The organism is Dysgonomonas sp. 25, from assembly GCF_010501075.1.
Taxonomy (GTDB): domain Bacteria; phylum Bacteroidota; class Bacteroidia; order Bacteroidales; family Dysgonomonadaceae; genus Dysgonomonas.
The window spans coordinates 171,191-196,720 of record NZ_QVMN01000006.1; the positions used below are offsets into that span (position 1 = coordinate 171,191).

The 25,530-nt window shown below is 42.9% G+C and carries 20 protein-coding genes; 16 read left to right on the forward strand and 4 right to left on the reverse strand.

From position 1 onward, the window contains the following. Positions 1-15 precede the first annotated feature (15 nt). The 3 genes from D0T66_RS10910 to D0T66_RS10920 all read right to left on the reverse strand — a co-directional run bounded on the left by D0T66_RS10910 (position 16) and on the right by D0T66_RS10920 (position 3,324). Complete coding sequence (locus tag D0T66_RS10910) at positions 16-567, reverse strand: adenine phosphoribosyltransferase (protein ID WP_163357315.1); 552 nt, start codon at positions 565-567, stop codon at positions 16-18. Between the two features lie 85 nt (positions 568-652). Then, on the reverse strand, positions 653-2,527 hold the full coding sequence (mnmG, locus tag D0T66_RS10915; protein ID WP_163357316.1) for a tRNA uridine-5-carboxymethylaminomethyl(34) synthesis enzyme MnmG: 1,875 nt from the start codon (positions 2,525-2,527) through the stop codon (positions 653-655). A gap of 56 nt (positions 2,528-2,583) precedes the next feature. Next, entirely contained in the window at positions 2,584-3,324 is a 741-nt protein-coding gene (locus tag D0T66_RS10920) for a copper homeostasis protein CutC (protein WP_163357317.1), read from the reverse strand. Between the two features lie 223 nt (positions 3,325-3,547). Here D0T66_RS10920 and D0T66_RS10925 point away from each other — a divergent pair, with 223 nt between their 5' ends. The 16 genes from D0T66_RS10925 (at position 3,548) to D0T66_RS11000 (ending at position 21,277) form a co-directional block, all read left to right on the forward strand. Then, positions 3,548-5,029 (forward strand): hypothetical protein, encoded by a 1,482-nt coding sequence (locus D0T66_RS10925; RefSeq protein ID WP_163357318.1) that lies wholly within the window; start codon positions 3,548-3,550, stop codon positions 5,027-5,029. Between the two features lie 165 nt (positions 5,030-5,194). Further along, positions 5,195-5,914, forward strand: coding sequence for a 4-hydroxy-tetrahydrodipicolinate reductase (gene dapB / locus D0T66_RS10930; protein ID WP_163357319.1), 720 nt, complete (start codon positions 5,195-5,197; stop codon positions 5,912-5,914). 10 nt (positions 5,915-5,924) lie between these two features. After that, positions 5,925-7,430 carry a signal peptidase I gene (lepB, locus tag D0T66_RS10935; protein ID WP_163357320.1) on the forward strand — a complete coding sequence of 502 codons (1,506 nt, stop codon included), beginning with the start codon at positions 5,925-5,927 and terminating at the stop codon, positions 7,428-7,430. Then, positions 7,430-8,074 (forward strand): WbqC family protein, encoded by a 645-nt coding sequence (locus tag D0T66_RS10940; RefSeq protein WP_163357321.1) that lies wholly within the window; start codon positions 7,430-7,432, stop codon positions 8,072-8,074. Before lepB ends, D0T66_RS10940 begins: the two co-directional genes overlap by 1 nt. A 114-nt stretch (positions 8,075-8,188) precedes the next feature. Beyond that, positions 8,189-9,919, forward strand: coding sequence for a lysine--tRNA ligase (gene lysS / locus D0T66_RS10945; protein WP_163357322.1), 1,731 nt, complete (start codon positions 8,189-8,191; stop codon positions 9,917-9,919). 43 nt (positions 9,920-9,962) lie between these two features. Further along, on the forward strand, positions 9,963-10,961 hold the full coding sequence (locus D0T66_RS10950) for an NAD(P)H-dependent glycerol-3-phosphate dehydrogenase (RefSeq protein WP_163357323.1): 999 nt from the start codon (positions 9,963-9,965) through the stop codon (positions 10,959-10,961). Positions 10,962-11,011: 50 nt separating this feature from the next. Then, positions 11,012-11,398: a GxxExxY protein gene (locus D0T66_RS10955; RefSeq protein WP_163357324.1), complete on the forward strand. Its 387-nt coding sequence runs from the start codon at positions 11,012-11,014 to the stop codon at positions 11,396-11,398. A 92-nt stretch (positions 11,399-11,490) separates the two neighbouring features. Continuing rightward, a complete protein-coding gene (locus D0T66_RS10960) occupies positions 11,491-12,837 on the forward strand; it encodes a glucose-6-phosphate isomerase (protein ID WP_163357325.1) in 1,347 nt (448 codons plus the stop codon). A 75-nt stretch (positions 12,838-12,912) separates the two neighbouring features. Beyond that, positions 12,913-13,938, forward strand: coding sequence for a 23S rRNA (adenine(2503)-C(2))-methyltransferase RlmN (rlmN, locus tag D0T66_RS10965; protein WP_163357326.1), 1,026 nt, complete (start codon positions 12,913-12,915; stop codon positions 13,936-13,938). Beyond that, the gene (locus D0T66_RS10970) at positions 13,935-14,612 is read left to right on the forward strand and encodes a DUF6794 domain-containing protein (protein ID WP_163357327.1); all 678 of its coding nucleotides are present in this window, start codon (positions 13,935-13,937) and stop codon (positions 14,610-14,612) included. The genes rlmN and D0T66_RS10970 overlap by 4 nt, the downstream gene beginning before the upstream one ends. Continuing rightward, on the forward strand, positions 14,609-15,700 hold the full coding sequence (gene pdxA, locus D0T66_RS10975; protein ID WP_163357328.1) for a 4-hydroxythreonine-4-phosphate dehydrogenase PdxA: 1,092 nt from the start codon (positions 14,609-14,611) through the stop codon (positions 15,698-15,700). Before D0T66_RS10970 ends, pdxA begins: the two co-directional genes overlap by 4 nt. After that, the gene (locus D0T66_RS10980) at positions 15,697-16,401 is read left to right on the forward strand and encodes an NDP-sugar synthase (RefSeq protein WP_163357329.1); all 705 of its coding nucleotides are present in this window, start codon (positions 15,697-15,699) and stop codon (positions 16,399-16,401) included. Before pdxA ends, D0T66_RS10980 begins: the two co-directional genes overlap by 4 nt. 9 nt (positions 16,402-16,410) lie before the next feature. Then, a complete protein-coding gene (locus tag D0T66_RS10985; RefSeq protein WP_163357330.1) occupies positions 16,411-17,286 on the forward strand; it encodes a hypothetical protein in 876 nt (291 codons plus the stop codon). A 25-nt stretch (positions 17,287-17,311) separates the two neighbouring features. Beyond that, positions 17,312-19,084 carry a BACON domain-containing protein gene (locus D0T66_RS10990; protein ID WP_163357331.1) on the forward strand — a complete coding sequence of 591 codons (1,773 nt, stop codon included), beginning with the start codon at positions 17,312-17,314 and terminating at the stop codon, positions 19,082-19,084. 3 nt (positions 19,085-19,087) lie between these two features. Continuing rightward, positions 19,088-19,804 (forward strand): HAD family hydrolase, encoded by a 717-nt coding sequence (locus D0T66_RS10995; protein WP_163357332.1) that lies wholly within the window; start codon positions 19,088-19,090, stop codon positions 19,802-19,804. Positions 19,805-19,978: 174 nt separating this feature from the next. Further along, positions 19,979-21,277 (forward strand): inositol-3-phosphate synthase, encoded by a 1,299-nt coding sequence (locus D0T66_RS11000; protein WP_163357333.1) that lies wholly within the window; start codon positions 19,979-19,981, stop codon positions 21,275-21,277. Positions 21,278-21,616: 339 nt separating this feature from the next. Here the strand turns inward: D0T66_RS11000 and D0T66_RS11005 are convergent, their stop codons facing one another. Continuing rightward, positions 21,617-25,219 (reverse strand): glycoside hydrolase family 38 C-terminal domain-containing protein, encoded by a 3,603-nt coding sequence (locus D0T66_RS11005; protein ID WP_163357334.1) that lies wholly within the window; start codon positions 25,217-25,219, stop codon positions 21,617-21,619. Positions 25,220-25,530 lie beyond the last annotated feature (311 nt).

Consider the following 25,530-nt stretch of genomic DNA (forward strand, 5'->3'; position numbering starts at 1 on the left):
GTCTTTCGCTTTTTTTTAAATCTGATATCTAATTAATGATTCTATGTCTACATCTTCGGGAAATAATTCCCGTCCTTTCAACGCTTCCAATTCGATTATAAAATTAATATATATTTTTTTGACACCCATTTTCTTGACCAGATTATATGCCGCTCTCATTGTACCACCTGTAGCGAGCAAGTCGTCATGCAACAGGACGACATCGTTTTCGGATAAGGCATCCTTGTGGATTTGTATTTTATCTATTCCGTATTCTTTTTCGTATTCTTCCTCCATGGTTTCGGCGGGAAGTTTTCCGGGTTTGCGGATAGGAATAAATCCGGCATCTAATTTCAATGCCATAATAGGTCCCATGATAAAACCGCGCGATTCTATTCCCACGACTTTGGTAATACCTTCCTTCTTATATTTCTCTACTAAAACTTCAGTTAAAGTTTTGAGAGATTCTTTCGTTTTGAATAGAGGTGTTACATCTTTGAATTGGATTCCCGGGATGGGGAAGTCGGGGATATTGCGCACTATATCCTTTAATTCTAAAATCTTTTCTTCTGTTGTTTTATTTTCCATTATCGTATTTTGTTCTTTGTTCCACGTGGAACATTTTACCTTTTCATCGAATTTCACCTTTTGTTCCACGTGGAACAAAAGGTTTTCACCTACCTAAAAGCACTAATAATATAGATATATCGTTCGGCGAAACTCCGGGTATTCGGCTTGCCTGAGCAATTGTTTCGGGATCGATTTTTGATAATTTCTGTCTCGCCTCTGTCGAGAGTGCCGAAATGGTGTTGTAATCGAATTTGCCTTTTATTCGGATATTTTCCAATCGGCTGATTTTATCGGCGATTGTTTTTTCGCGTTTTATGTAGCCGTCATACTTAATCAGGATTTCAGCCGCTTCTATTATTTCCTCTTTTCGGTTCGTTATTTTTTCTAATTCCGATTGAAGCGCCGAGATATATGGGGCAATATTGTTGATGGTGACTTGCGGACGGGTAATAACGTCTTTCAGTTTGAGTCCCTGTTTGAGTGGGGCTGTTCCCAATTCGCTTAATCCGTCATTTATATATTCTGGTTTGAGGGAATAGTTAGCGGTGAAATCAATGATGCGTTCGATTTCTTTTTTCTTCTCCTGCAAAAGGTCGAACCGTTCTTTCTTCGCTAATCCTATATCATGCCCTTTCTCGGTCAATCGCATATCGGCATCATCCTGACGCAACAGGATTCTATATTCCGCACGGGACGTAAACATACGGTATGGTTCGTCCACACCTTTAGTGACAAGGTCGTCTATAAGGACACCGATGTATGCTTCGTCGCGGTTGAGGACAAATTCGTTTCCTCCATGCACATTGATGTGCGCGTTAATGCCGGCCATCAATCCTTGTCCGCCTGCCTCTTCGTATCCGGTAGTGCCGTTTACTTGTCCGGCAAAGAACAGGTTTTTGATTAGCTTCGTTTCCAACGTATGTTTTAATTGTGTGGGGTCGAAGAAATCGTATTCGATAGCATATCCCGGACGGTAAATGTGCAGGTTGCGGAATGCCGGAATTTTTTGCAATGCCTCGATTTGTGTGTGGAGTGGGAGAGAGGATGAAAATCCGTTCAGGTAATATTCCTGTGTATTTTCACCTTCCGGCTCCAAAAATAATTGGTGCGATGTTTTATCTTCGAATGTTACAATTTTGGTTTCGATACTCGGGCAGTAACGAGGGCCGATACTTTGAATCTGTCCGTTGTATAGCGGCGATTCATCCAAATCGTCACGAAGCGTTTTATGTACATCTTCGTTCGTATAGGTTATCCAGCAACTCAGTTGTTTCAGCGTGCGGGGCTTGAAGTCGAGATAAGAGAACTTGTGAAAATCATCTTCACCTTTTTGTTCGTCCATCAAACTGAAGTCGACACTTCTTCCATCGATTCGCACGGGCGTTCCCGTTTTCATGCGGTCGGTTACAAATCCGTATTCGCGAAGCTGTTCGGTTATTCCGGTAGAGGCCGGTTCAGCAATTCGCCCACCTTCCAGTTGAACGCGGCCGATGTGCATCAGTCCGTTCATAAATGTTCCCGAAGTGAGGATAACCGCCTTTGCCCGGAAGGTAACGCCTAAATTGGTGTTGACTCCGCAAACCGTATTTTTTTCGATGACAAGGGAAGATACCGAGTCTTGCCAGATATTGAGATTATCCGTATTTTCTAAAATTTCTCTCCATTTCAGAATAAATTGCGCACGGTCGCTCTGCGCTCTCGGGCTCCACATGGCAGGACCTTTCGAGCGGTTGAGCATGCGGAACTGTATAGCTGTTGTGTCGGTCACGATTCCCATCTGTCCGCCTAATGCATCTATTTCGCGCACAATCTGCCCTTTGGCAATTCCACCGACGGCGGGGTTGCAACTCATCTGGGCAATTTTGTTCATGTCCATTGTTATCAACAGGGTTTTAGAACCCATATTGGCGGCCGCTGCTGCGGCTTCGCAACCAGCATGTCCTGCTCCGATAACAATGATGTCGTAATTAAAATTCATATATTGATAAAAAAAGTAAAGCTTAATTTTTCTGATTCGGAAGCTAAAGATACATATTATTTTGCATTGTTAGCACGCTGTAGAGCCAGTTTCACACGATTGCTGTCTGTCTGGAGGTAGCTGTATTCCTCTTTTTCGCTACCGATGAGAGTTGTTTTGTATTCCATTTTCCCGATGAATTGGGATTGAAATGAGCCGTGAAATTCTTTCAGGCCTGTATATTCAACCAGCTCCTGAATGTTATTTTCTGTAATTCCTCCTCCCGGCATGATGCTAATCCGTCCGGCCGCTTTTTCGATAAGTTGCTTGATTACTTCTTTCCCTTCCAAGGCTGTTTTCTTCCCTCCCGAAGTAAGAATCCGCTCACATCCCAATGCTATGATATCCTCCATTGCACCGGATAAATCGGCAGTTCTGTCGAATGCTCGGTGAAAGGTCACGCCCATATTATATTGGCGGGCGATATCTATCAGTTCTTTATTCCTTTTCTTATCTATTGTGCCATCCGGATTGAGTATGCCGATAACGATTCCGTCGCAACCGGCTTGTCCGCAAAGATGAGCATCCCGCTTCATTATTTCGAACTCGATAGCAGAATAGAAAAAGTCTCCTCCTCGTGGGCGGATAATTGTATATAGCTGTATATCAATGCTTTTTCTGGTTGTTTCTATCTGTGCCAGCGAAGGTGTGGTTCCTCCATCTGCCAGATTATCACAGAGTTCCACCCGCAAAGCACCTCCTTTTTGAGCCTCGATGGCTGATTGAATGGAATTGGCACATACTTCTAACTGTATCATTACTATCTTTTTAGGGATGCAAAGATAATGAAATTGAAGCGGTTAGACATAATAAAATCTTCCGAGAAACTAAAACTTTTCTCAAAAATGGTCTTTTTATACCGATAAAGTTGATTCTTTTTAAGAATATTCTATCTTTGTAGCATAAAAATAACAGGAGCAAATTTTTTTAAGAAACTTTACATACTTTGAAGAGGGTGGTAACTATAACAATCATTAACATATGAAAAAGCAAAAACTGATACAGATATTTGTCTGTTGTGCTATTCTTTGTATCCTACCTTGTCGTGCTCATGCACAAGTAACAATCGGATCGGATGAACGTCCTAATGAAGGGACGCTTCTTGACTTAAAAGAACAACCGGATGGGACCTCTACCCGTGGAATTGCCATGCCCCGGTTGAAGCTTACTGTAGAACGCGATTTGAACAACGTATTACCTAATGCTTCGGATAGGCAGGGGAGTTATAAAGCGGATCATGTTGGTTTGACGGTCTATAACAACAATGCTTGCTTTTCGGAAGGAGTAGGCCTTTATATCTGGGAAGGAGAAAAATGGCAAAAATTAGGCGGAAGAGCTGTTGATTTGCCACAACCTTCTAATGTCTCTACAGATATATATTCCGGTGCTAATTCGTATATAATGACTCCGTACAGCCGGATAAAAATTCCGATAAAACGGGCTTTCGATATCTGGAATGCCTATTCCAGTACTGGCGCTACCCCCACGACAATCGAAATAATTAATGGCAAAGTTCTGAATAAATCGAGCATAAATGGGGCGACAGGAACTTTGTCTGCTTCTATTGCATGGCAAGAAGCATTGGACGAGACATCGACGTGCCTTCTTAAAAGTGTTGCTATAGAAGGGGACGGTAGTCAGGCATTTTTAGTTGTCCAGACTTTGGCCAAGCTTGGTAATGCAGTAGTACGCGTTCATATTGGCAATAATGGGAATAGCTCCGATCCTGTTCTTTGGCAATGGCATATCTGGATTCCTGACGGGAATCCGGCGGAAACACCTGCCGTTACATTGAATGATGGTACAAGTAACTGGACTTTTATGGATCGTTATTTGGGGGCTATTGATAATATCCCTGTAACATACACGGGAAGTTTGACTGCCGGATCCTCTCCGGGCGGCGGCTCTAAGGGAGGAGTGACTCGTAACGCACATGGTACATATTATCAATGGGGCCGCTCGGTCCCTTTGCGCAGATGGACGGCTATTACGACAACTTCTATCGGTATGACGGAACAATCGAGCCTGACATCTGCTATCCAGACGAATAGTTGGATATCGCATGTCAGTATAGCATCGCATGATTGGTATTCGGGTGATAATAGTAAATGGGATAATCGATGGGGAAATGCAACTAGAAAATCACCGTTCGATCCTTGTCCGCAAGGATGGCGGGTTCCTTCGTGGAAGGGTGGCAGATCTCCTTGGTCGGTTCTGGGAACTACCGGTACTTGGACAGCGAATCAGGGCTTTAATTTTACAAATCAAGGTGCAGGTTATTATGCAGCCGGAGGATATCGGAATGATAAGTATATCCATGTGGTGGGAAGTAACGGGCATGTGTGGTCTGGTAGTCCTTCGGGTAACTCGGCATATTCTTTTTTTATATCTGATGCGCCGATTACGGACAAGAGCGAATATCGAAGCGAAGGGTATTTTGTCCGTTGTGTAAAGGATAATTAATCAATCGAATAGATAAGGATATAACCTCTGCCTCAAAAATAATAGTGGGCAGAGGTTTTTTATATACTTAATGCTAAAATACCTGTCTATAATAGGATTTTATGTATATTTGTACACTTTGCAAAAAATGTTTTTACGATTTGCATAATAATATAGCATAGAAAAATGAAAATAGCACTGATTGGTTACGGAAGAATGGGGCACGAGATTGAACGCATCGCCCTTGAGAGAGGACACGAAATCGTTTCGATAGTTGATATAGATAATGCTGCTACGGCGTTCGATTCTCCCGAATTCAGAAGTGCCGATGTCGCCATCGAATTTTCTACACCCGATACGGCCATCGATAACTACCGCAAATGTTTCGCGGCCAATGTTCCTGTGGTGGCTGGTACTACTGGCTGGCTCGAACATCTACCCGAAGTGAAAAAAGCCTGCGCCGAAGGTGGTAAGACCTTCTTTTATGCATCAAATTATAGTATCGGGGTGAATATCTTTTTTGCGGTGAATAAGTATCTGGCGAAATTGATGAATAACTTCGACGGATATAACGTGCGTATGGAGGAGGTTCACCACATCCACAAGCTGGATGCGCCGAGCGGGACAGCGATTACGCTGGCCGAAGGGATTATCGAAAATCTCGATCGCAAAACCGACTGGCACCTCGAAACGGAAATGAAACCGGCCGATATAGCTATTCATGCCGTTCGCGAAGGCGAAGTTCCCGGAATACATGAAGTGACTTATGAGTCCGAAGCAGATATTATCAGTATCAAGCACGATGCGAAAAATCGCAAAGGGTTTGCTTTGGGTGCTGTATTAGCAGCCGAGTTTACGAAGGGTAGAAAAGGCTTTTTAGGAATGAACGATATGCTCAATTTTTAATCGATAGATAATGGGAAAAGAAATTCGCGATAAACAAAATAAGAGTCGGGCAGAACGTCCGAAGCCGGGTATCCGTCAGTGGATTTGGTGTATTGTGGCTTGTGTGGCTACTATTGCTTTTGTCATCTGGACAGGCTACTGGGCTGTGCTGATTCTGTTGCCGGTTTTTATAGATATTTATATTACCAAGTTTATACCTTGGGGGGCTTGGAAGGAATCGAAGAATCCTACTACCCGCAAAATACTCGATTGGGTAGATGCCATCGTATTTGCTTTGATAGGCGTTTACTTTATCACTACTTTCTTTTTCCAGAATTATCAGATTCCGTCATCTTCACTCGAGAAATCATTGCTTGTCGGCGATTTTCTGTGCGTGAATAAAATGGTTTACGGTGCGCGTGCGCCGATGACGCCGTTGTCTTTCCCGCTGATGCAGCATACAGCCCCTATAATCGGGACTAAATCGTATTTAGAGAAACCACAATTAGAATATAAACGCTTTGCCGGATTCCGTTCCATCGAACGCTACGATATTGTTGTATTCAACTATCCGTCGGGCGATACGGTAGCCACCAAACACCAATCGGACGACTATTACCGCTTGTGTGCACAAGATGGCTGGCACGCCGTGAATACCAATAAAGCAGAATATGGCGACATTATCTACCGTCCGGTAGACCGTCGCGAGAATTATGTGAAACGTTGTGTAGGGCTTCCGGGCGATATTATCGAAATCCGCGAAGACACTACTTTCATCAATGGCGCGAAGCTCGAAAATCCCGAAATGATGCAACTGTTTTATGTTATTCAGACGGATGGAACGCAGATTTCGACGAAAGTTTTTGAGGATTTGGGTATGAGTATGGAAGACCAGAATGTTATCTATCCTCCTCAGCTTTTACAAGCCAACAGCGACAGCATGTTCCTGAAAGAGTTGGGATTGAAATCATCTGACAAAGAAACTCTTCTCTATCAGCGTGTTAATATGACCAAAGAAATGGTTGACAAAATGCTGCAAAAACCATTTGTGTTGAGTGTGACACCATGGAACAAATACATCAATGTGTTGCGTGAGAAAGATCCTATTTCTTATGTCGAATTTACTCAAACGGTTTATCCTGTAACATATTATAAATCTGTTTCTATGGGTGATTTCCCTGCTACATGGATACCCAAAAAGGGAGAAACGCTCGTATTTGACGAGAACATAGCTTACAAAGTAGCCGTTTACGAACGCTGTATCAAGAATTACGAACACAACGATTTCGAATATAAAGACGGAAAAGTATATATCAACGGCCAGCAAGCCGATTCGTATACATTCAAATACGATTACTACTTTATGATGGGTGACAATCGCGACAGGTCGGCCGATTCGCGTCTGTGGGGATTTGTTCCCGAAGACCATATCGTCGGTTCGCCGATGTTTATCTGGCTGTCGCTCGACAGTGACAAGAGCGGTTTGAGCAAGATACGTTGGAATCGTATATTTACGAAAGGCAACAAGAATAAGTAATGGACATTTACTTATCTACGGCTTATCTCGCTCCTGTACAATATTATACCAAGTTCGTAGAAGACGATGCATCGATTTATATCGAGGCAAAGGAGAATTATGTAAAGCAAAGCTACCGCAACCGCTGTAACATTGTTTCGGCGAACGGTGTAATTCCCTTGTCCATACCCGTGGAACATGCTTCGGGAGCAAAAATTCCGATAAGAGATATTCGCATTGCCAGTCATGGCAACTGGCAGCACATGCACTGGAATGCCATCGTTTCGGCTTATAATTCCACTCCTTTCTTCGAATACTATCAGGACGATTTTGCCCCTTTCTATCACCAGAAATATTCGTTTCTGTTCGATTTCAACGAAGAATTGCGACAACTTATCTGCCGGCTGGCAGGATTGGACGACGCCATGATTCGCTACACCGGTGACTATAAAACCGATTTTGTTGTGAATGAGTTGGACTTGCGCAATTCCATCCATCCCAAAAAAGACTGGGCACAATCGGATTCCCTTTTCTCTCCACGAAAATATTATCAGGTATTTGCACAACGATTTGGCTTTATCCCTAACATGAGCATTATCGACCTGCTTTTCAATATGGGAAACGAAAGTCTGTTAGTGCTTAAAGATTCTCTCGGGCAGGAGTAACAATTAAGCCTGATTTCCCGTAAACTGCATTTCTCCTGGGTAAAAGCCCTATTTACAATTATATTTCTTAAATTTGCAGGTTACTTAAATACTGAGGAAATAATAATTTGAAATATGAATATACTGGAACTAAGCGAACAGGAAATAGTTCGCCGCAAAAGTCTCGATGAAATGAGGGCAATGGGTATCGAGCCATATCCTGCTGCCGAGTACGAAGTCAATGCTTATTCCGAAGAAATAAAGTCGTCATTCCAAGACGATGCGCCGCGCCGCGAAGTATCTATTGCCGGACGTATCATGAGCCGCCGCATTATGGGTAAGGCCTCGTTTATGGAATTGCAGGATGCCGAAGGGCGTGTTCAGGTCTATATCTCGCGCGACGATCTTTCTCCGGGAGAAGATAAGGAACTTTACAACACCGTATTCAAGAAGTTACTCGATATAGGAGATTTTGTCGGCATCAAAGGATATGTATTCCGCACACAGATGGGCGAAATCTCGGTACATGCCGAATCGCTCACCGTGTTGTCCAAGTCGCTTCGTCCGCTTCCTGTGGTAAAAGTAAAAGACGGCGTAACATATGACGGCTTCACCGACCCTGAGCAACGCTATCGCCAGCGCTATGTCGACTTAGTTGTGAACGAAAATGTAAAAGATACTTTCGTGAAACGGACAAAAGTCTTCAATTCCATGCGCGAATATCTGAATAGCTATGGCTATATCGAAGTTGATACGCCTGTTTTGCAAAGCATCCCCGGAGGAGCGACAGCCCGTCCGTTTATCACGCACCACAATGCACTCGATATCCCATTATACCTGCGTATTGCGAATGAACTTTACCTGAAACGCCTTATTGTCGGCGGATTCGATGGGGTATATGAATTTTCGCGTAACTTCCGCAACGAAGGAATGGATCGCACGCACAACCCCGAATTCACGGTGATGGAGTTCTATGCAGCTTATAAAGATTATAACTGGATGATGGACTTTACAGAGCGCATGCTCGAGAAAATCTGTATGGATGTGCACGGAACAACCAAAGTAATGATGGGCGATAAAGAAATCGACTATAAAGCACCTTATCCGCGCGTGACGATGATTGATTCTATCAAACAGTTTACAGGTTTCGATATCGACGGCATGGACGAAGCTCAATTGCGCGATGTCTGCAAACAACTTGGTATAGAACAGGACGAAACAATGGGTAAAGGAAAGCTCATTGACGAAATATTCGGCGAAAAATGCGAAGGCAACTATATTCAGCCGACTTTCATCATCGATTATCCAATCGAAATGTCGCCATTGACAAAACGCCACCGTTCAAATCCTGAACTGACAGAACGTTTCGAGCTGATGGTGAACGGAAAAGAACTGGCAAATGCTTATTCGGAGCTGAATGATCCTCTCGATCAGCGTTACCGTTTCGAAGAGCAATTGAAATTATCCGAAAAAGGAGATGATGAGGCGATGTTTATCGATCAGGATTTCCTCCGGGCGCTGGAATACGGTATGCCTCCTACAAGTGGTATCGGCATCGGTATGGATCGTCTGGTGATGTTTATGACAGGACAGGAAAGTATTCAGGAAGTAATGTTCTTCCCGCAGATGCGCCCTGAAAAAGTTGCCAAGAAAGATGCCGTAGCAAAATATACCGAACTGGGTATAGCCGAAGATTTAGTCCCTGTGATACAGAAAGCAGGCTACCTGACAGTGGAAGACTTGAAGGAAACCAATAATGCGCAGAAAATCAGACAGGATATCGGCGAAGTGAATAAAAAATATAAGTTAGACTTAGCACTACCTTCTGTCGATGATATCGCCGGATGGCTGACTAAACTAAATTAAGCGCGGAACCGTTTATAATAGAGTAAAAACTAATTGTAAATCTATGGATTTTCCCGGACGAATAGCGATTTTTGGAGGAGGTACGTGGGCTACCGCTTTAGCCAAAATCATGTTGGCGCACGAAAAGCATATTAATTGGTATATGCGCCGTCCTGAACAGATTGAAGAATTCAGGGCGACAGGGTATAACCCATCCTACCTTTCGACTATCGAATTTAATACAGACCGGATTACATTCTATTCGGATATCAACGAAGCGGTAAGGAACTCGGACACACTTGTGCTGGCAGTTCCTTCGCCTTTTCTGAAAAGCCATCTGGAGAAGATGACGGAAAGCCTGCATGATAAATTTATTATCTCTGCGGTGAAAGGGATTATCCCTCCGGAGAATCTGATTGTAACAGATTACCTCATCCAGCACTATGGTGTTGCGCCGGACAATGTAGCTGTGGTCGGAGGTCCTTGCCATGCCGAAGAAATTGCGCTGGCGCGGTTGACTTATCCCACTATTGCCTGCACCGATCCCGAAAAGGCTGCGACCTTGGCGAAGGTATTTACCAATCGCTTTGTCAAAGCTTCTACGTCGACCGATGTAGTAGGCATCGAACTGGCTGCCGTATTGAAGAACGTCTATGCTATAGCCGTGGGAATATGCCACGGGTTGAAGTATGGCGATAACTTTCTGGCGGTTATGGTTTCCAATGGGCTCGACGAAATGCGTCGCTTTGTAGACAAAGTTTCGCCTACGGAACGGAGTATCACCGCTTCGGCTTATATGGGCGACCTGTTAGGAACGGCTTATTCCAATTTCAGCCGTAACCGGACGTTCGGTTCGATGATTGGACGTGGTTATTCAGTCAAAGCGGCTCAGATAGAAATGGAAATGATTGCTGAGGGATATTTCGGTGTGAAGTGCATTGTAGAGATGAACGAAGAATACAATGTTTATATCCCTATCATCGATGCGGTTTACAATATCCTTTACGAAGGAGTACCCGCCCGCCAGGAAATAAAATTGCTAAGAGAGCGTGTTCTCCGGTAAATTGGGTTAGGGTTACACTGAGTTACACTGAGGAGTCACTGAGAAAAAATATGATAAACGAGAATTATAAATATTCGGAATTAACAGGTAAAATAATAGGGTGTGCCATTGAGGTGCATCGTTTATTAGGGCCGGGACTTTTAGAATCTGCTTATGAAGAATGCTTGTCATTTGAGCTGATAAAAGAAGGATTGAATATTGAGCGCCAAAAAGCGACACCAGTTGTGTATAAAGATATAAAATTGGACTGTGGGTACCGAATAGATATTTTGGTGGAAAATAAAATTGTTATTGAATTAAAATCAGTAGAAATATTGAATCCGGTTCATGAAGCACAGATTTTGACGTATATGAAATTCGCGGAAAAAGAAATTGGTTTACTAATAAATTTCAATGTAACGTTGCTAAAAAATGGATTAAAGAAATATATAATGTAAAACTCAGTGAACCTCAGTGTCTTCTCTGTGGTTCTCAGTGTGATAAAAAAATAAACAGATAATTAACTAAAAATATAAAAATTAACTTAGGTATGAATAAAGCGATTAAATTGGATGTAAGTAAAACACTCGGTTTTATCAGTCAGAATGACATCAATGCTCAGGCAGCATTGGCAAAGAAATGTAACGAAACATTGCACAACGGGACAGGAAAAGGAAACGATTTCCTTGGATGGTTGAACCTTCCGTCTTCTATCACTGCAGAACAGTTGAAAGACATTCAGCAGACAGCCGACACTTTACGTGCTAAATGCGAAGTGGTTGTTTTGGTTGGTATCGGAGGTAGCTATCTTGGTTCGAAGGCTGTGATAGATTCATTATCTAACTATTTCGACTGGTTGCAGAAAGACCGCAAAAATCCGGTAATCGTTTATGCCGGAAATAACATTGGCGAAGACTATCTGGTTGAATTGCTCGAATACCTCAATGGTAAATCTTTCGGAATCATCAATATATCTAAATCGGGAACAACTACCGAGCCTGCTCTTTCGTTCCGTATCCTGAAAGGTGCTTTGGAGAAAGCTGTCGGAAAAGAAGAAGCGAAATCGCGTATCGTAGCTATTACCGATGCGGCCCGTGGAGCCTTGTTCACTTTGGCAACAAACGAAGGATATAAAAAATACGTTATTCCTGACAATGTAGGAGGACGCTTTTCCGTACTTACGCCGGTAGGTTTGCTGCCGATTGCTATTGCAGGCATCGATATTCAACAATTAGTTGCAGGAGCTGCTGATATGGAGAAACATACCACTCCTGAAGTTCCGTTCGAGCAAAACTTAGCTGAACAATATGCCGTTGTCCGCAACGAACTGTATAAGAAAGGCAAGAAAATCGAAATCCTTGCCAATTACCATCCTAAATTGCACTATATCGCCGAATGGTGGAAACAGCTTTATGGCGAAAGTGAAGGAAAAGAGCATAAAGGTATCTTCAATGCTTCAGTTGACTTTACAGCAGACTTGCACTCGATGGGACAATGGATTCAGGAAGGCGAACGTACCATTTTCGAAACGGTATTATCTATCGAAAAGCCGAACAAATCGTTGCAAGTTCCTACGGATGGGGAAAATCTTGACGGATTGAACTTCTTAGCAGGTAAGCAAGTAGACTTCGTGAATAAAATGGCAGAACTCGGTACGCAGTTGGCTCACGTAGATGGTGGTGTTCCGAATATCAAAATCTCGTTGCCGGAGTTGAATGCTTACTATATCGGTCAATTGTTGTACTTCTTCGAAAAAGCTTGTGGTATCAGCGGTTATATCCTCGGGGTAAATCCGTTCGACCAGCCGGGAGTAGAAGCATATAAGAAAAATATGTTCGCACTGCTTGGTAAACCGGGCTTCGAAAAAGAGACAGAAGAAATTAAGAAAAGAATATAATAATAAGCTGTTAGCTGTTAGCTTATAGCCGTTAGTTAGGCTAATAGCTAATAGCTATCGGCTAATAGCTAAAACATGACAAAAAAACGATACTTATTGGGAATGACATTGGACGAACTTCGGGTTGTTGCCGATGAGTGTCGTTTACCTAAATTTGCAGCCAAGCAGATAGCTGACTGGATTTATAAGAAACGGGTAACTTCCGTCGATGAAATGACCAATATTTCGGTTGCTAACCGAGAACTTCTGTCCGAAAAGTTTGATGTAGGGCGGACTAAGCCTTCCGAGTTTCAGCAATCGAAAGATGGTACGGTCAAATACCTGTTCGAGGTGCACAACGGCAAGCTGATAGAATCGGTGATGATTCCCGACGAGGAGCGCAAAACATTGTGTGTTTCTTCGCAGGTCGGCTGTAAATTCAACTGTTTGTTTTGCATGACCGGCAAACAGGGTTTCGGTGGAAACCTGACGGCGAATGAAATCCTGAACCAGATTTATTCGGTCAAAGCAGCCGAAGAACTGACCAATATCGTCTTTATGGGGATGGGTGAACCGTTGGATAATTACGATGAGGTGAAAAAAACGATTGATATTCTCACAGCCGATTACGGTCTGGCGTGGAGCCCCAAACGGATAACCCTGTCTACGACGGGTATTACTCCTGTCCTGAAACGCTTTCTGGACGAGACTTCGGCGCATCTGGCGATTAGTCTTCATAGTCCGTTTGCCGAACAGCGCCAATCCATTATGCCTGTAGAGAAAAAATACCCGATGCAGGAAGTGATTGACTTGCTGAAACAATATGACTGGCGCGGACAACGCCGCTTGTCATTCGAATATATTATGTTCGACAATTTCAACGATTCCAGCGAGTATTCGGTCAAATTAGCCCAACTGCTTCGCGGGATGGATTGCCGTATAAACCTGATACGTTTCCATGCTATCCCGAATGTTGATTTGAAAACTTCGACACGCGAGAAAATGGAAGCATTCAGGGATTACCTGAACAAAAAAGGTTTCTTGTGTACCATACGGTCGTCACGGGGCGAAGATATAGCCGCCGCTTGCGGTATGTTGTCGACAGAAAAGAGTAAGAAATGACAAGGTTATTATTATTTATTCTATCATTTGGATGTTTTATTTTTTCTTATGCTCAAGAAGAAATAGATTATAGTAAACTTGATTCTATAGATGGCGTGTATATTCCTGTTGATTTAGACGATTGTGTTCGTCAATTAGACATTATACTGTCTGATAGTGTAAAAACTGAGATAGCGGAAATGAATAGGTCTTCTTTTCTTGGACTGTCTCATCGTGGATTAGGAATGTGGATACGTAATAATTGGGGATTATGGAGAAGATCTAGGCTATCTAACTACTTCCACAAGAGAATAGATGAAAAATATGGGGAAGGGGAGATGTCACTTGCTCGCCATCCGGATTCTATGTCTGCAGGTATTTTATCATATTACTATCATTATTTGATAAATAAAGATATTGACTGGGATACGATAAAAAGCGATTGCAAGAGTTCGAGTTGTCCTTCCAATGATACAGAGATCCAATTTGATTCTGCGACAATTTATATTGATAAACAAGGGAACCGCAAAAAAGCTCATTTTTCCTATATTTCTGATGATGAGGCTTGGATATATTGTGAAGAAATGAGATGGAATAAAATAAAGAGAGAAGATATGGGATCAATTGAGTATGCAAAGGAAGATTCCCGATATGAAAAAATAAAAGAATCAATTGAGAAAAATAAGAAATTATGATAAAAGTAGGAATTACACACGGAGACATCAACGGAATAGGGTACGAAGTTATCCTGAAAACGTTTGGCGATACACGCATGGTGGAAGTTTGCACACCCGTTATTTATGGTTCGGCCAAAGTGGCTGCCTATCACCGCAAAGTATTGGATTTGCCTCATGTGAATTTTAATCAAATACAAAATGCGAAAGATGCAGCTGCCAATAAAATCAATATTGTCAATATTACTTCGGACGAATTGAAGGTAGATATAGGCGAGGCTACTCCCGTTGCAGGCGAGGCTGCCTACCAATCACTCGAAATGGCCGTGGCCGATCTGAAGGCTGGTTTGATCGATGTATTGGTAACAGCGCCTATCAACAAACATACCATTCAGCGCGACGATTTCCACTTTCCCGGCCATACCGAATATCTGGAAGAGCGTTTCGGCGAGGGGAAAGATAAAAGCCTGATGATTCTGGCGAATGATGTTATCCGCGTAGCATTGGTTACAGGGCATGTGGCATTAGCTGACGTTCCCAAGACACTGACGAAAGAAAAGATAATAGATGCAGCGGTGCGTTTTTCTAATAGCTTGCAACGCGACTTCAAAACAGGACGCCCACGCATTGCCATTTTATCATTGAACCCGCATGCCGGCGAAAACGGTCTTTTGGGCAATGAAGAAAAAGATATTATCATCCCTGCTATAAAAGCATTGCAGGATGAGTACAAAATACTGGCTTTCGGCCCTTATGCAGCCGATGGATTCTTCGGTTCGGGCGAGTTCAAACATTTCGACGGAGTATTGGCCATGTACCACGATCAAGGCTTGGCACCATTCAAAACGTTAGCCATGGAAGAAGGGGTAAACTTTACGGCAGGATTGCCGATTGTCCGCACCTCTCCGGCACACGGAACGGCATACGACATTGCAGGTAAGAATCAAGCCTCGGAAGAATCGTTCCGGCAAGCCATTTATATGGCGATAGACGCCTTTCAGAATCGCGCAGAATATGATAAAGCACATGCCAACCCGTTGCGCAAACTCTATGTAGAACGAGGAGGCGACAACGAAGTGCTTGACCTGACTAAGGACGAAGAAGCATGAATTATGGCATCATAGCAGCGGGAGAAGGTTCGCGCCTCGTGCAGGAGGGTATTTCATTACCCAAACCATTGGTTAAACTCCATGGGAAAGAAATGCTCGGGCGCTTAATCGATATTTTCCTGGTGAATGATGCACAATCAATCAGTATTATTGTTAACGAAGAAATGCAACAGGTGCAGGAGTATGTAAAAACCCTCCGCCTGCCTGTTCCGCTGAATCTTGTTGTAAAATCCACTCCCAGTTCGATGCACAGCTTCTTCGAATTGCGTGATTTCTTCCGTGCGGGAAAGTTTTGCCTGACTACAGTCGATACCATCTTCGAAGAAGCCGATTTCAAGGCCTATATCGATGCTTTTTCCGGTAGCGACCAAATAGATGGTTTGATGGCTGTAACGAGCTATATCGACGATGAAAAGCCCTTATATGTCGAAACAGATGGTGAAATGAACATCACCGGATTTTTGGATAAGGCGTATAATTGTCCTTACATCTCGGGCGGAATCTACGGATTGACGCCTAAGGCACTCGATACGTTGGAAGCGTGTATCCATAGCGAACAATCGCGGATGCGCAATTTCCAACGGCAGTTGATAGCCGACGGGCTGAGGCTGAAAGCTTATCCTTTCGGGAAAATTATCGATGTAGACCATGCTGCGGATATTGTTGTAGCGGAGGAGTTTTTGAATACTACCCTAAAATGACACAAACAGATGAATAAACCAATCGATAAAATAATCGGCATTAAACGCCAGACAAAATATTCCCCCAACCATGTTGGTAACGATGGGCTGATATTCAGCCTGACAGCGGATAATCTGCGAAAAATGGGTTATGAAGTAGAAGAATATGCCGAAAATGAATTTTTGGAAGACAATATCGAAGGGCGTTATATCTTCAATATGGTGCGCGATAAACAGTCGATAAGCCGTTTACAACGATTGGAAGATAATGGCTCGATTGTCGTTAATTCGGCTTATGGCATCGAAAACTGCAGCCGGACGAAGATGACGCATCTACTGCTCGATAACCATATCCCGCATCCTAATAGCATTTTTGTAAATACAACGGAAGATCCTACGGCAGAATTGCAGAAGATGCATGCCAAAGCCTTTTGGGTGAAGCGGGGAGATTCACATGCCATCCATCGCGAGGATGTGACCTATGCCCGCAACATGGAAGAGGTGAAAGATATAGTGCGGGAATTTGCCTTGCGCGACATCCCTAATGCTGTTGTAAACGAGCATTTGATCGGCGATTTAGTGAAATTTTACGGAGTAGCCGATACCGATTTCTTCTATTGGTTCTACCCGTTCGACCTGAGCCATAGCAAATTCGGCTTGGAGGAAATAAACGGAGCGGCACAGGAATTTAAATTCTCGGTTGAGGAATTGAAAAAGACCTGCGACAGGGCAGGGGAGATCCTCAACGTGAAAATATATGGTGGCGACTGCATCGTGGATGAAAAGGGCAATTTTAAGATTATCGACTTCAACGATTGGCCGAGCTTCGCTCCTTGTCGCGACGCTGCAGCACCCAAAATTGCCGAGTGTATTGATAAAAATATTAAATATAGTTTTATATCTTAACAGACTTAATTAACATTTCTCTATTATGAAAAACCTATTAGCCTTGATTCCGGTTCTGCTTCTTTTTTTCTCATCTTGTTCTGATGATAATGCAAAACCAAAAGAAATTACGTTGGAGGTTTCCAAAAATGAATTGCTTTTTTCTTCCGGAGGAGGGAACGCTTTTTTTGATATATCATCGAATGATTCATGGATTATTACGCAGATTCCTGCATGGATAGAGATCGATGTTACAGAAGGAGAGGGAGACTTGCGAATCCGTTTGATTGCGGAAGTCAACCCAAAAGAAGAAGAGCGCTCGGCAACGATAAAAATCACCGCAACGGATAAATATAAAGAAATCCTGATAAAGCAAAGCGCTAAAAATGTTACTCTATCTCTCTCGGAGGCAGAGCTTATTTTTGCTGCTGAGCCTACAGCTGCAGGATTGACTTTTGATATAGCAACGAATGAATCTTGGATTATAACGGATATTCCGGATTGGTGTACGCTGAGTGAAGAAAGTGGAGACGAAAATGCTACAATAACTGTTATTGTAGAGAAAAACTATATCGATACCGAGCGAGAAGCGGTCATCTATGTAAAAGCGGGTAGTAAGACAGAAGAATTGAAAATAACACAAGAAGCGTTAGAAATACAATTGGCTTTCGGCGAGGCAGGATATCCTGAATACACTTCTTCGAACAAAATGCAACGTTTTGATTTTTATGAAAATTCCGGAGACCTTTCTGTCCTTATCAAATCGAATACGAAGTGGACTGTAGCTTCTGATTCAGAATGGTGTATTCCGGATAGAGAAGATGGAATAGAGGATGGCACACTGGCAGTGAATGTCGGAGAAAATACCACTTCAGCTGATCGTACGGGAGAAATAACTATATCGGCAGGAACAAAGTCTCTTAAAGTTCTGGTTAAACAAGGAGGGCTTATTCAGGTAGACGAAACAAACCCATATCAGATAAATAAACGGGATAACGCTCCGAGAATTGGTGATATATTGAGAAAGAAGCAAGTGAATTATGTTGATCCCGGAAATGCTGGTGAAAACGTGACATGGAATTTTAGTTCCCTCACGGTAACTAATAATGATTATAAAATAGAATATTCGGCGGCTCCGACCCAATTAAATTATAATGATCCTTACATTCCGACTTATATAATGGGTTATGACAAATTCGATATAACAGAGCCAGAAGCAAACAGCTTGTTTATTTGTACCGAATACTATACGATGTATTATTTTCAAATTAAGAATAATTTGTTAAATGCACTTGGCCATGAAAATCCCGTTACAAAATTGCAATATAATCCTCGGATGATTTCAGATAAATATCCGACCTATTATAATGACACATATAAATATGACTATGAAACAAATGGCTATTATTCAGGAACTGAAAAGATAGAGACAGAAGGCTATAAAGAAATGAAAGCAGATGGATATGGTACTATTGTTTTACCGTCCGGGACATACAATAATGCTTTACGAATAAAATATGTGCAAAGAATAGAAGAGGAAATATTTAATGGAGTTAGCTATGTAGATTATATAAGAGAATATACCACCTATAAGTGGTACGTAAAAGGCTATCGCTATCCTGTCCTTGAAATATATCGCATTGTTGATTTGAATAGTGGGACAGAGTTGTCTAAGCAGGGATTTTATTATCCTCCAACTGATCATACCTATTTGCAGAATACGAGAAATGTAAATGTAAATGCAACAACAATAAAGGGCATGCCACATAAGGAGTTTTCGCGGGAAGAAAGTATTTTACCTATAATGCAATTGAAATAGAGGATGCTCAACGTTGATCAAATTAAAGGCATTATCTTCGACTACGGAGGGACGATTGACAGCAATGGTAAGCATTGGTCGGAAGTCCTTTGGGATGCTTATGAACTGGAAAAAGTACCTCTCGCTAAAGAGCAGTTTCGCGAGGCTTATGTCTATGCCGAACGTTATCTGGCAACTCATCCTGTTATTCAGCCCGAAGATAATTTCCATGTCTTATTGACCAAGAAAGTTGCTATTCAGATAGATCACCTGATCGAAAAAGAATATTTAGCCGATACAAATAAAGGACAATATATAACAGCTATTCCGCAGCGATGTTATACCTTTGTCCGGGAGTTGATTTCAGCGGAAATACCTGTACTCGCCGGGTTGCATAAGAAATACCCGATGGTGTTGGTTTCGAATTTCTATGGGAATATTCATGCCGTGCTGAAAGATTTCGATATTCTCGATTGCTTCGATTCCATCGTCGAATCGGCAGTTGTGGGCATAAGGAAACCCGATCCGAAGATATTTGAATTGGGTGTAAAAGAATTGGGCTTTTTGCCATCGGAAGTCGTTGTTATCGGTGACTCTTACGATAAAGATATACTACCTGCTATGCAGGCAGGATGCCAAACCATCTGGCTGCGAGGGCAGGGATGGGGGCAGGACAGTGAAGATGCTTCGGCAGACATTGTCATTACAGACTTCATGGAGTTGAAGGAACTATTTTGCTGATACGACAAAGGTAATCGACGGCGATTCCTGATAATGGAAGCCTTGCAAACGGAGCGAGGTGGAAAAGCCCGGGTTGGGAGAAAAAAACAGGAGGAGTTTTTCGGTTGGTTTTGTCTTATTATATAGTGTTTAAAGTAAGCCGCGGGTTGCGGTGTAATTTAAAAAGAAACAAAAATGACAAAAAAAGAAGTGAAAGAAGCCAACGGAAAACTTGGTGTTTTGGTTGTTGGCGTGGGAGGAGCAGTAGCTTCTACCTTTATTGCAGGAACATTAATTGCTCGCAAAGGCATGGGCGTTCCTGTCGGTTCCATAACACAATTAGCGACTATCCGTCTGGGAAAGAGAAACGAGAACCGCTTCCCGAAAATCAAAGATGTAGTGCCTTTGGCTGATATGAACGACCTCGTATTCGGAGGTTGGGATTTATTCGAAGAAGATGTTTATCAGGCTGCCAAGCATGCCGAAGTCTTGACTAATGAAGACTTAGACAAGGTAAAAGATGAACTATCGGCGATTAAACCGATGAAAGCGGTCTTTGATCAGGAATTTGTTAAACGCCTCCACGGAACGTGGGTGAAATCAGCCCCTACCAAATGGGATTTGGTAGCGCAGGTACGCAACGACATACAACAATTCAAGAAAGAAAATAATTGCGATCGTGTAGTGATGATTTGGTGCGGTAGTACCGAAGTTTTTACGCCATTGAGCAAAGTACATAAAACACAGGCAGCCCTTGAAAGTGCAATGAAGGAAAATAATCCGGATATTGCCCCATCGATGATATATGCCTATGCATCTGTTGCCGAAGGAGTTCCTTATATCAATGGTGCACCGAACCTTACCGTGGATATGCCTGCCATGTGGGAATTTGCCGATAAGCAACAAGTGCCGATTTGCGGGAAAGATTTCAAAACAGGGCAAACCATGTTGAAAACAGTTCTTTCGCCTATGCTCAAAACGCGTATGTTGGGACTTAGCGGTTGGTTTTCGACCAATATTCTGGGCAATCGCGATGGGGAAGTCTTGGATGATCCGGGTTCGTTCAAAACAAAAGAAGAATCCAAGCTTTCAGTTATCGACAATATCCTCCAGCCGGATTTATATCCGGAATTATATGGCAATGTCTATCACAAAGTGCGTATCAATTACTATCCGCCACGCAAGGATAACAAGGAAGGATGGGATAACATTGACCTGTTCGGTTGGTTGGGCTATCCGATGCAGCTGAAAGTGGACTTTCTGTGCCGCGATTCGATTTTGGCTGCGCCTTTGTGCCTCGACCTTGTATTGTTCACCGACTTAGCTCAACGTGCCGGAATGAGCGGCATACAATCGTGGTTGTCGTTCTATTTCAAGAGCCCGATGCACGATTCCGAGCATATTGCCGAACACGATTTGTTTATCCAGTATGTGAAGCTGAAAAATACCTTGCGTCAGATGATGGGCGAGGAAACGATTGATTTTATCGACTAAATTCACTCGATATATAATAGAAAGAGGCTGTCTAACTGACAGCCTCTTTTGCTTGCAATTCTTTCAAATTGGCTATTATTTTTTCTTGACTTTAGTTTTGGTTACATTACCTTGGTTATCCTTTTTCTCGATAATATAGATGCCTCCTCTTAGGGTTGTATTCTCAATATTGAACTCTCCGACAGATTGCCCTTCGTGTACCATTCTTCCGGAAGGGAACTGATAGACTTAATTTCGAATTTTAACAACAAAATGCAAAAAAAAATACGGAACCGTTTATCGCAAACAGTTCCGTATACTCTTTTCTAAATCTAATTAACTATGAAGGGTGTATATGTATCAATATATATTGAATTCGTAGATGCGGGATACATAACCCTCGCTTTGGTCGGGTTTTGTAATCCATAGGCGGACATATCTCGCTTTAGTAGGAGATGATAACAGGCGATCTGTTTCGTCGGCTGTGTTGTCCATCACCTGATCTACGGTTCTCCAATCGTCGTTCGCATTTTCTTTCACTTGCAGGCTATATTCTTTTGTAATGAAATCGAGCGATTCCATACCTGCATTCAATATGCGCCATCCTTTGACTGTTTCAACCTTTCCGAGGTCGATTTCCAGGTATTTCGGATGATTGTTGCTGATGTCGCACCATTTAGTAAGGAAATCGTCATCGAAGGCCATTTCTGCACTTTCGGAAGAGTTAACTTCACCCGATTTCCCGATAACGCGTACACGGCTGCCTGATAGCAGGTTGCTGCTTGTTTGTTCTCCGGCAATCTCCGTTTTATCTTCCAGTCCTACATTCAATAGGCAACCGGCAGATTTTGTCGATGAATTTCCGTTTTTAACAGCTGTAGCGGCAAACAATACAACACGCGTATTGTGTGGAAGGATAACATATTTCGCCCCTTTCGGAATATCCAATGTGATGTTGAACATATATGTATATTCGTACGGAAGGTCTTTGTTGCCGACGCCTGCGTGGCGGTGAGTTCCTACATAGGCTACATCTGCACGGCTGAGGTGACCTTCGGTGTGGCCTGTATGTCCCCATTGACCGATGAATCCGGTGTATTCCGGAACAACTGCCGATTGGGTAGTTTTGCCTATCTGGAAGTCTACCTTGTTGTTGTGGTTGGTCGAAGCAGCTAAGAATGCTATTTGATTGTAATCGCCTGCAGGAAGCATCAGGGTATCGCCCAGACATTTCATACCATTAGCAGCATCTGGTTCGCCCAATTTGAATGTAACGCCATTGAAGACGATTTCTTCCGGAAGAATTTCAGCAGCATACGAATGTCCGCGTCCGTCGAAGTTAGCATCGCGGCGGAAAGAGTTGTATGTAGCGGTTTTCATATTATATTTCAATGGAATAGGAGTAGAAACAATCTGCGTGTGTTGCTGTGCAGGAGCTTGCAACTTCACTTTGAATGTTTTCATGCTGAACGGTTTCACCTCGAATGTCAGGTTTTTGCCGCTGAAGCTCACATGGCCTATTTCGTCTTCTACACCGTTCAGTTCTTTAGCAGAAGCGATGTTTCCGGCGAATGATACGGTTGCTTTCTGGCTTGCTTTACCCGAAGTTTCGTAGAAACGTACCACATACTCGTCCGATTTTTCAGCTTGCTTAATTGCTTTCATCGAAACATTGTCGTTGTCTACACTGGCAAACGAGAAGGATTTTCCTAAATGTCCTTTATGCTTAGCCGTAGCAAATGCACGCATCGGCTGATTCAATACTTCGGCTTTCAATACTGTTTTGGCAGCCTGATAGCTTCCTTCGTGCCCCATGAGCGAGTACGTAAAGATATGGTGCCCGAAGTCCTGTTTATCCTGATAGCCATAGTTGCCTTTTGTCTTAGGTGTATGAAGCAATGTCAGGCGAAGCGTGTTGTTGTTCGGTTTGTCCCAGCCATATTTGCTGTCGTTCATCACCGATACGCCATAGCTGCCGTCTGTTGCGGTGAGGTCAGCCCATTGCTGAGCATATACTTCGTAAGCTGTTTCGGTATTGTTTCCTCTCATGACAGCTCCTACGCCCAAGTCGTAAGTTGCTTTAGGATTGGAAACAGATAACGGAAATTCTGCTTTCAACAGGGCATTTGTTGTTGCCCAGTCGATTTCGGTGCGGAAGTCGATACGGTCTTTTTGTCCGCTCTCGTTGAGGGTGATATATTGCTTAAAGGTAGAACCGTTGTATTTTCTTTCCACGCAAAGGCTTGCTCTTACAGGCCCTTGTTCGGCAACTGAAATCTTCACATCATCCGTAATAGAAACCGGAGCAGCATCCATTGCCTTTTTCAGGATTTCCCAAGCCGGCCAGTGGAACGATTCGTTTTCGGTGAAAAGGGCTAAACGAATAGCTTTGCCGGATTCGACCAATTCCTTGTTGTTGCGTTTGTCGAGGATAGACGAAACGTCTCCGTTCTGATTGAGTGTTACTTTGTAAACGCTATTCTCGATAGAGTTGCTGGTAGCTTTTAGATTAGTTATTGCTTTTGACGCACCATTTCGAAGGTCGTAGACAACATAACCGTTGGCAGGAACAGTCGCTATAAATAATACTTTTCCATTGGCATATTGGGTAGGCACAGCTTGTCCTTTTTCGTTGTAAACAACCTTTGCTATTTTAGTACGGTTTTCTGTTATTTCTACCACATCCGATACTTCGCGGTCGGTTGGGTTATAAATAACCAACGGAGTACCTTTTACCTGTGTGTCCAATCCTCTGGCAACACCATCAACCGAAGTGGTGAGGATATTGGCAAAGTCTTTCATCGAGATTAGCTCGTCATTCCATGAAAACTCGTAAGCACGTGGGAGACTTGTCCCGGTGAGGTCGTCGTGGAACTGGTGCCAGAGGAAGCGTTTCCATGCTTCATTGAGGTTATGTTTCGGATAATCTACCGCACCAAACCAGTCGGCGGCTACCGCAGCACGCTCGGCAGCATCGGCCAGTAATTCGTTTTTACGGTTGTATAATTTCATCGCTGCCTGCGAAGTATAACAGCCCGTAGCATGCACGTCCATCAACAATTCGTCGTTGAAAACAGGCAATTCAGGATGTTTGTCGAATGGCAGATAGTCTTTGTATAGTTGATCGCTCGTTGCGCTGATGATTTCAACAGGGCCGTCGCCTTTTAATCCTTTTTCTACGGCACGTACCGACTCGATTGTCGGCGCACCGCCCGTGTCGCCCGTTCCGTAGTAGTGATATACCGTTTTGATAGGGCTACGATCGGTCAGTTTTTTCAAGTATTCGCTATTGCTCAAATCCTCGTCTTTCCATTTGGTGGTGTAGTTGTGAGCGTCGGCCACCATCATGATGCGCGAGCCGTCGACCCCTTGCCACAATCCGATTTCGAACGGAATTTTGCTGTCTCCGTAGAATGGTTTGGAGCGCCATTGCAATTTTTGTGTAGAGAAACCAATCAATCCCGAGTGAGCGGCCACCGTCGGCAATGTCCATCCGAAACCGAAACAGTCAGGGAGGAAAATATCCGTTCCACGTACACCGAACTCATCCATATAGAAGTGTTGGCCGTAAAGGATATTACGCGTAAATGATTCGGTAGAAGGGATATTCGGGTCGTTGGCATCCCATGTACTTCCGTTCACATGCCAGCGTCCTTGCTTGATGTATTCTTTTATCAATTTGTATTGGTCGGGGTAGTATTCCTTCATCCACGAATACTTGATTCCCCCTTCGAAGTTGAAGATATAATCAGGATATTTTCCTAACAGAAAAAGATTCTGATTCAGTGTCTTGGGAATGTATTCATTGATGGATTGTTGTACATCCCAGTTCCACTGGCTGTCGAAGTGGGCGTTGGAAACTATATAAGCTTTGTTTTTCGTATTGGCGGGCTTTTGCGCAAAAGCACCTATTGCAACGAAAAACGACAGGCAGATACAGCATATCAGGTTTGTTTTTTTCATGATAACAAGTAAATAATAAAATGAGATTTTAGTAAATTTTTCCGTAAGCTAAGGTATAACTTTAATATCGACCTTACAGTTTCGTTATGAGACAAAGAAGTGCAATTTTGTGACAAAAAATAGCTATATTTAATCAATGCTCGGAAAATTGTATTATAAGAGCATTTTTTTAATCTTATTAACCCATCTTAATCGTCTATCTTCTGCGCTCTTTGGGGATAGCCGATAAAAAGAAAATGGACTTATTTTCAGAAATGTAAAAAGCCGGTAAAAGTATCTGGTTAAGTCTGCCACTATAACAGAAAACCTCC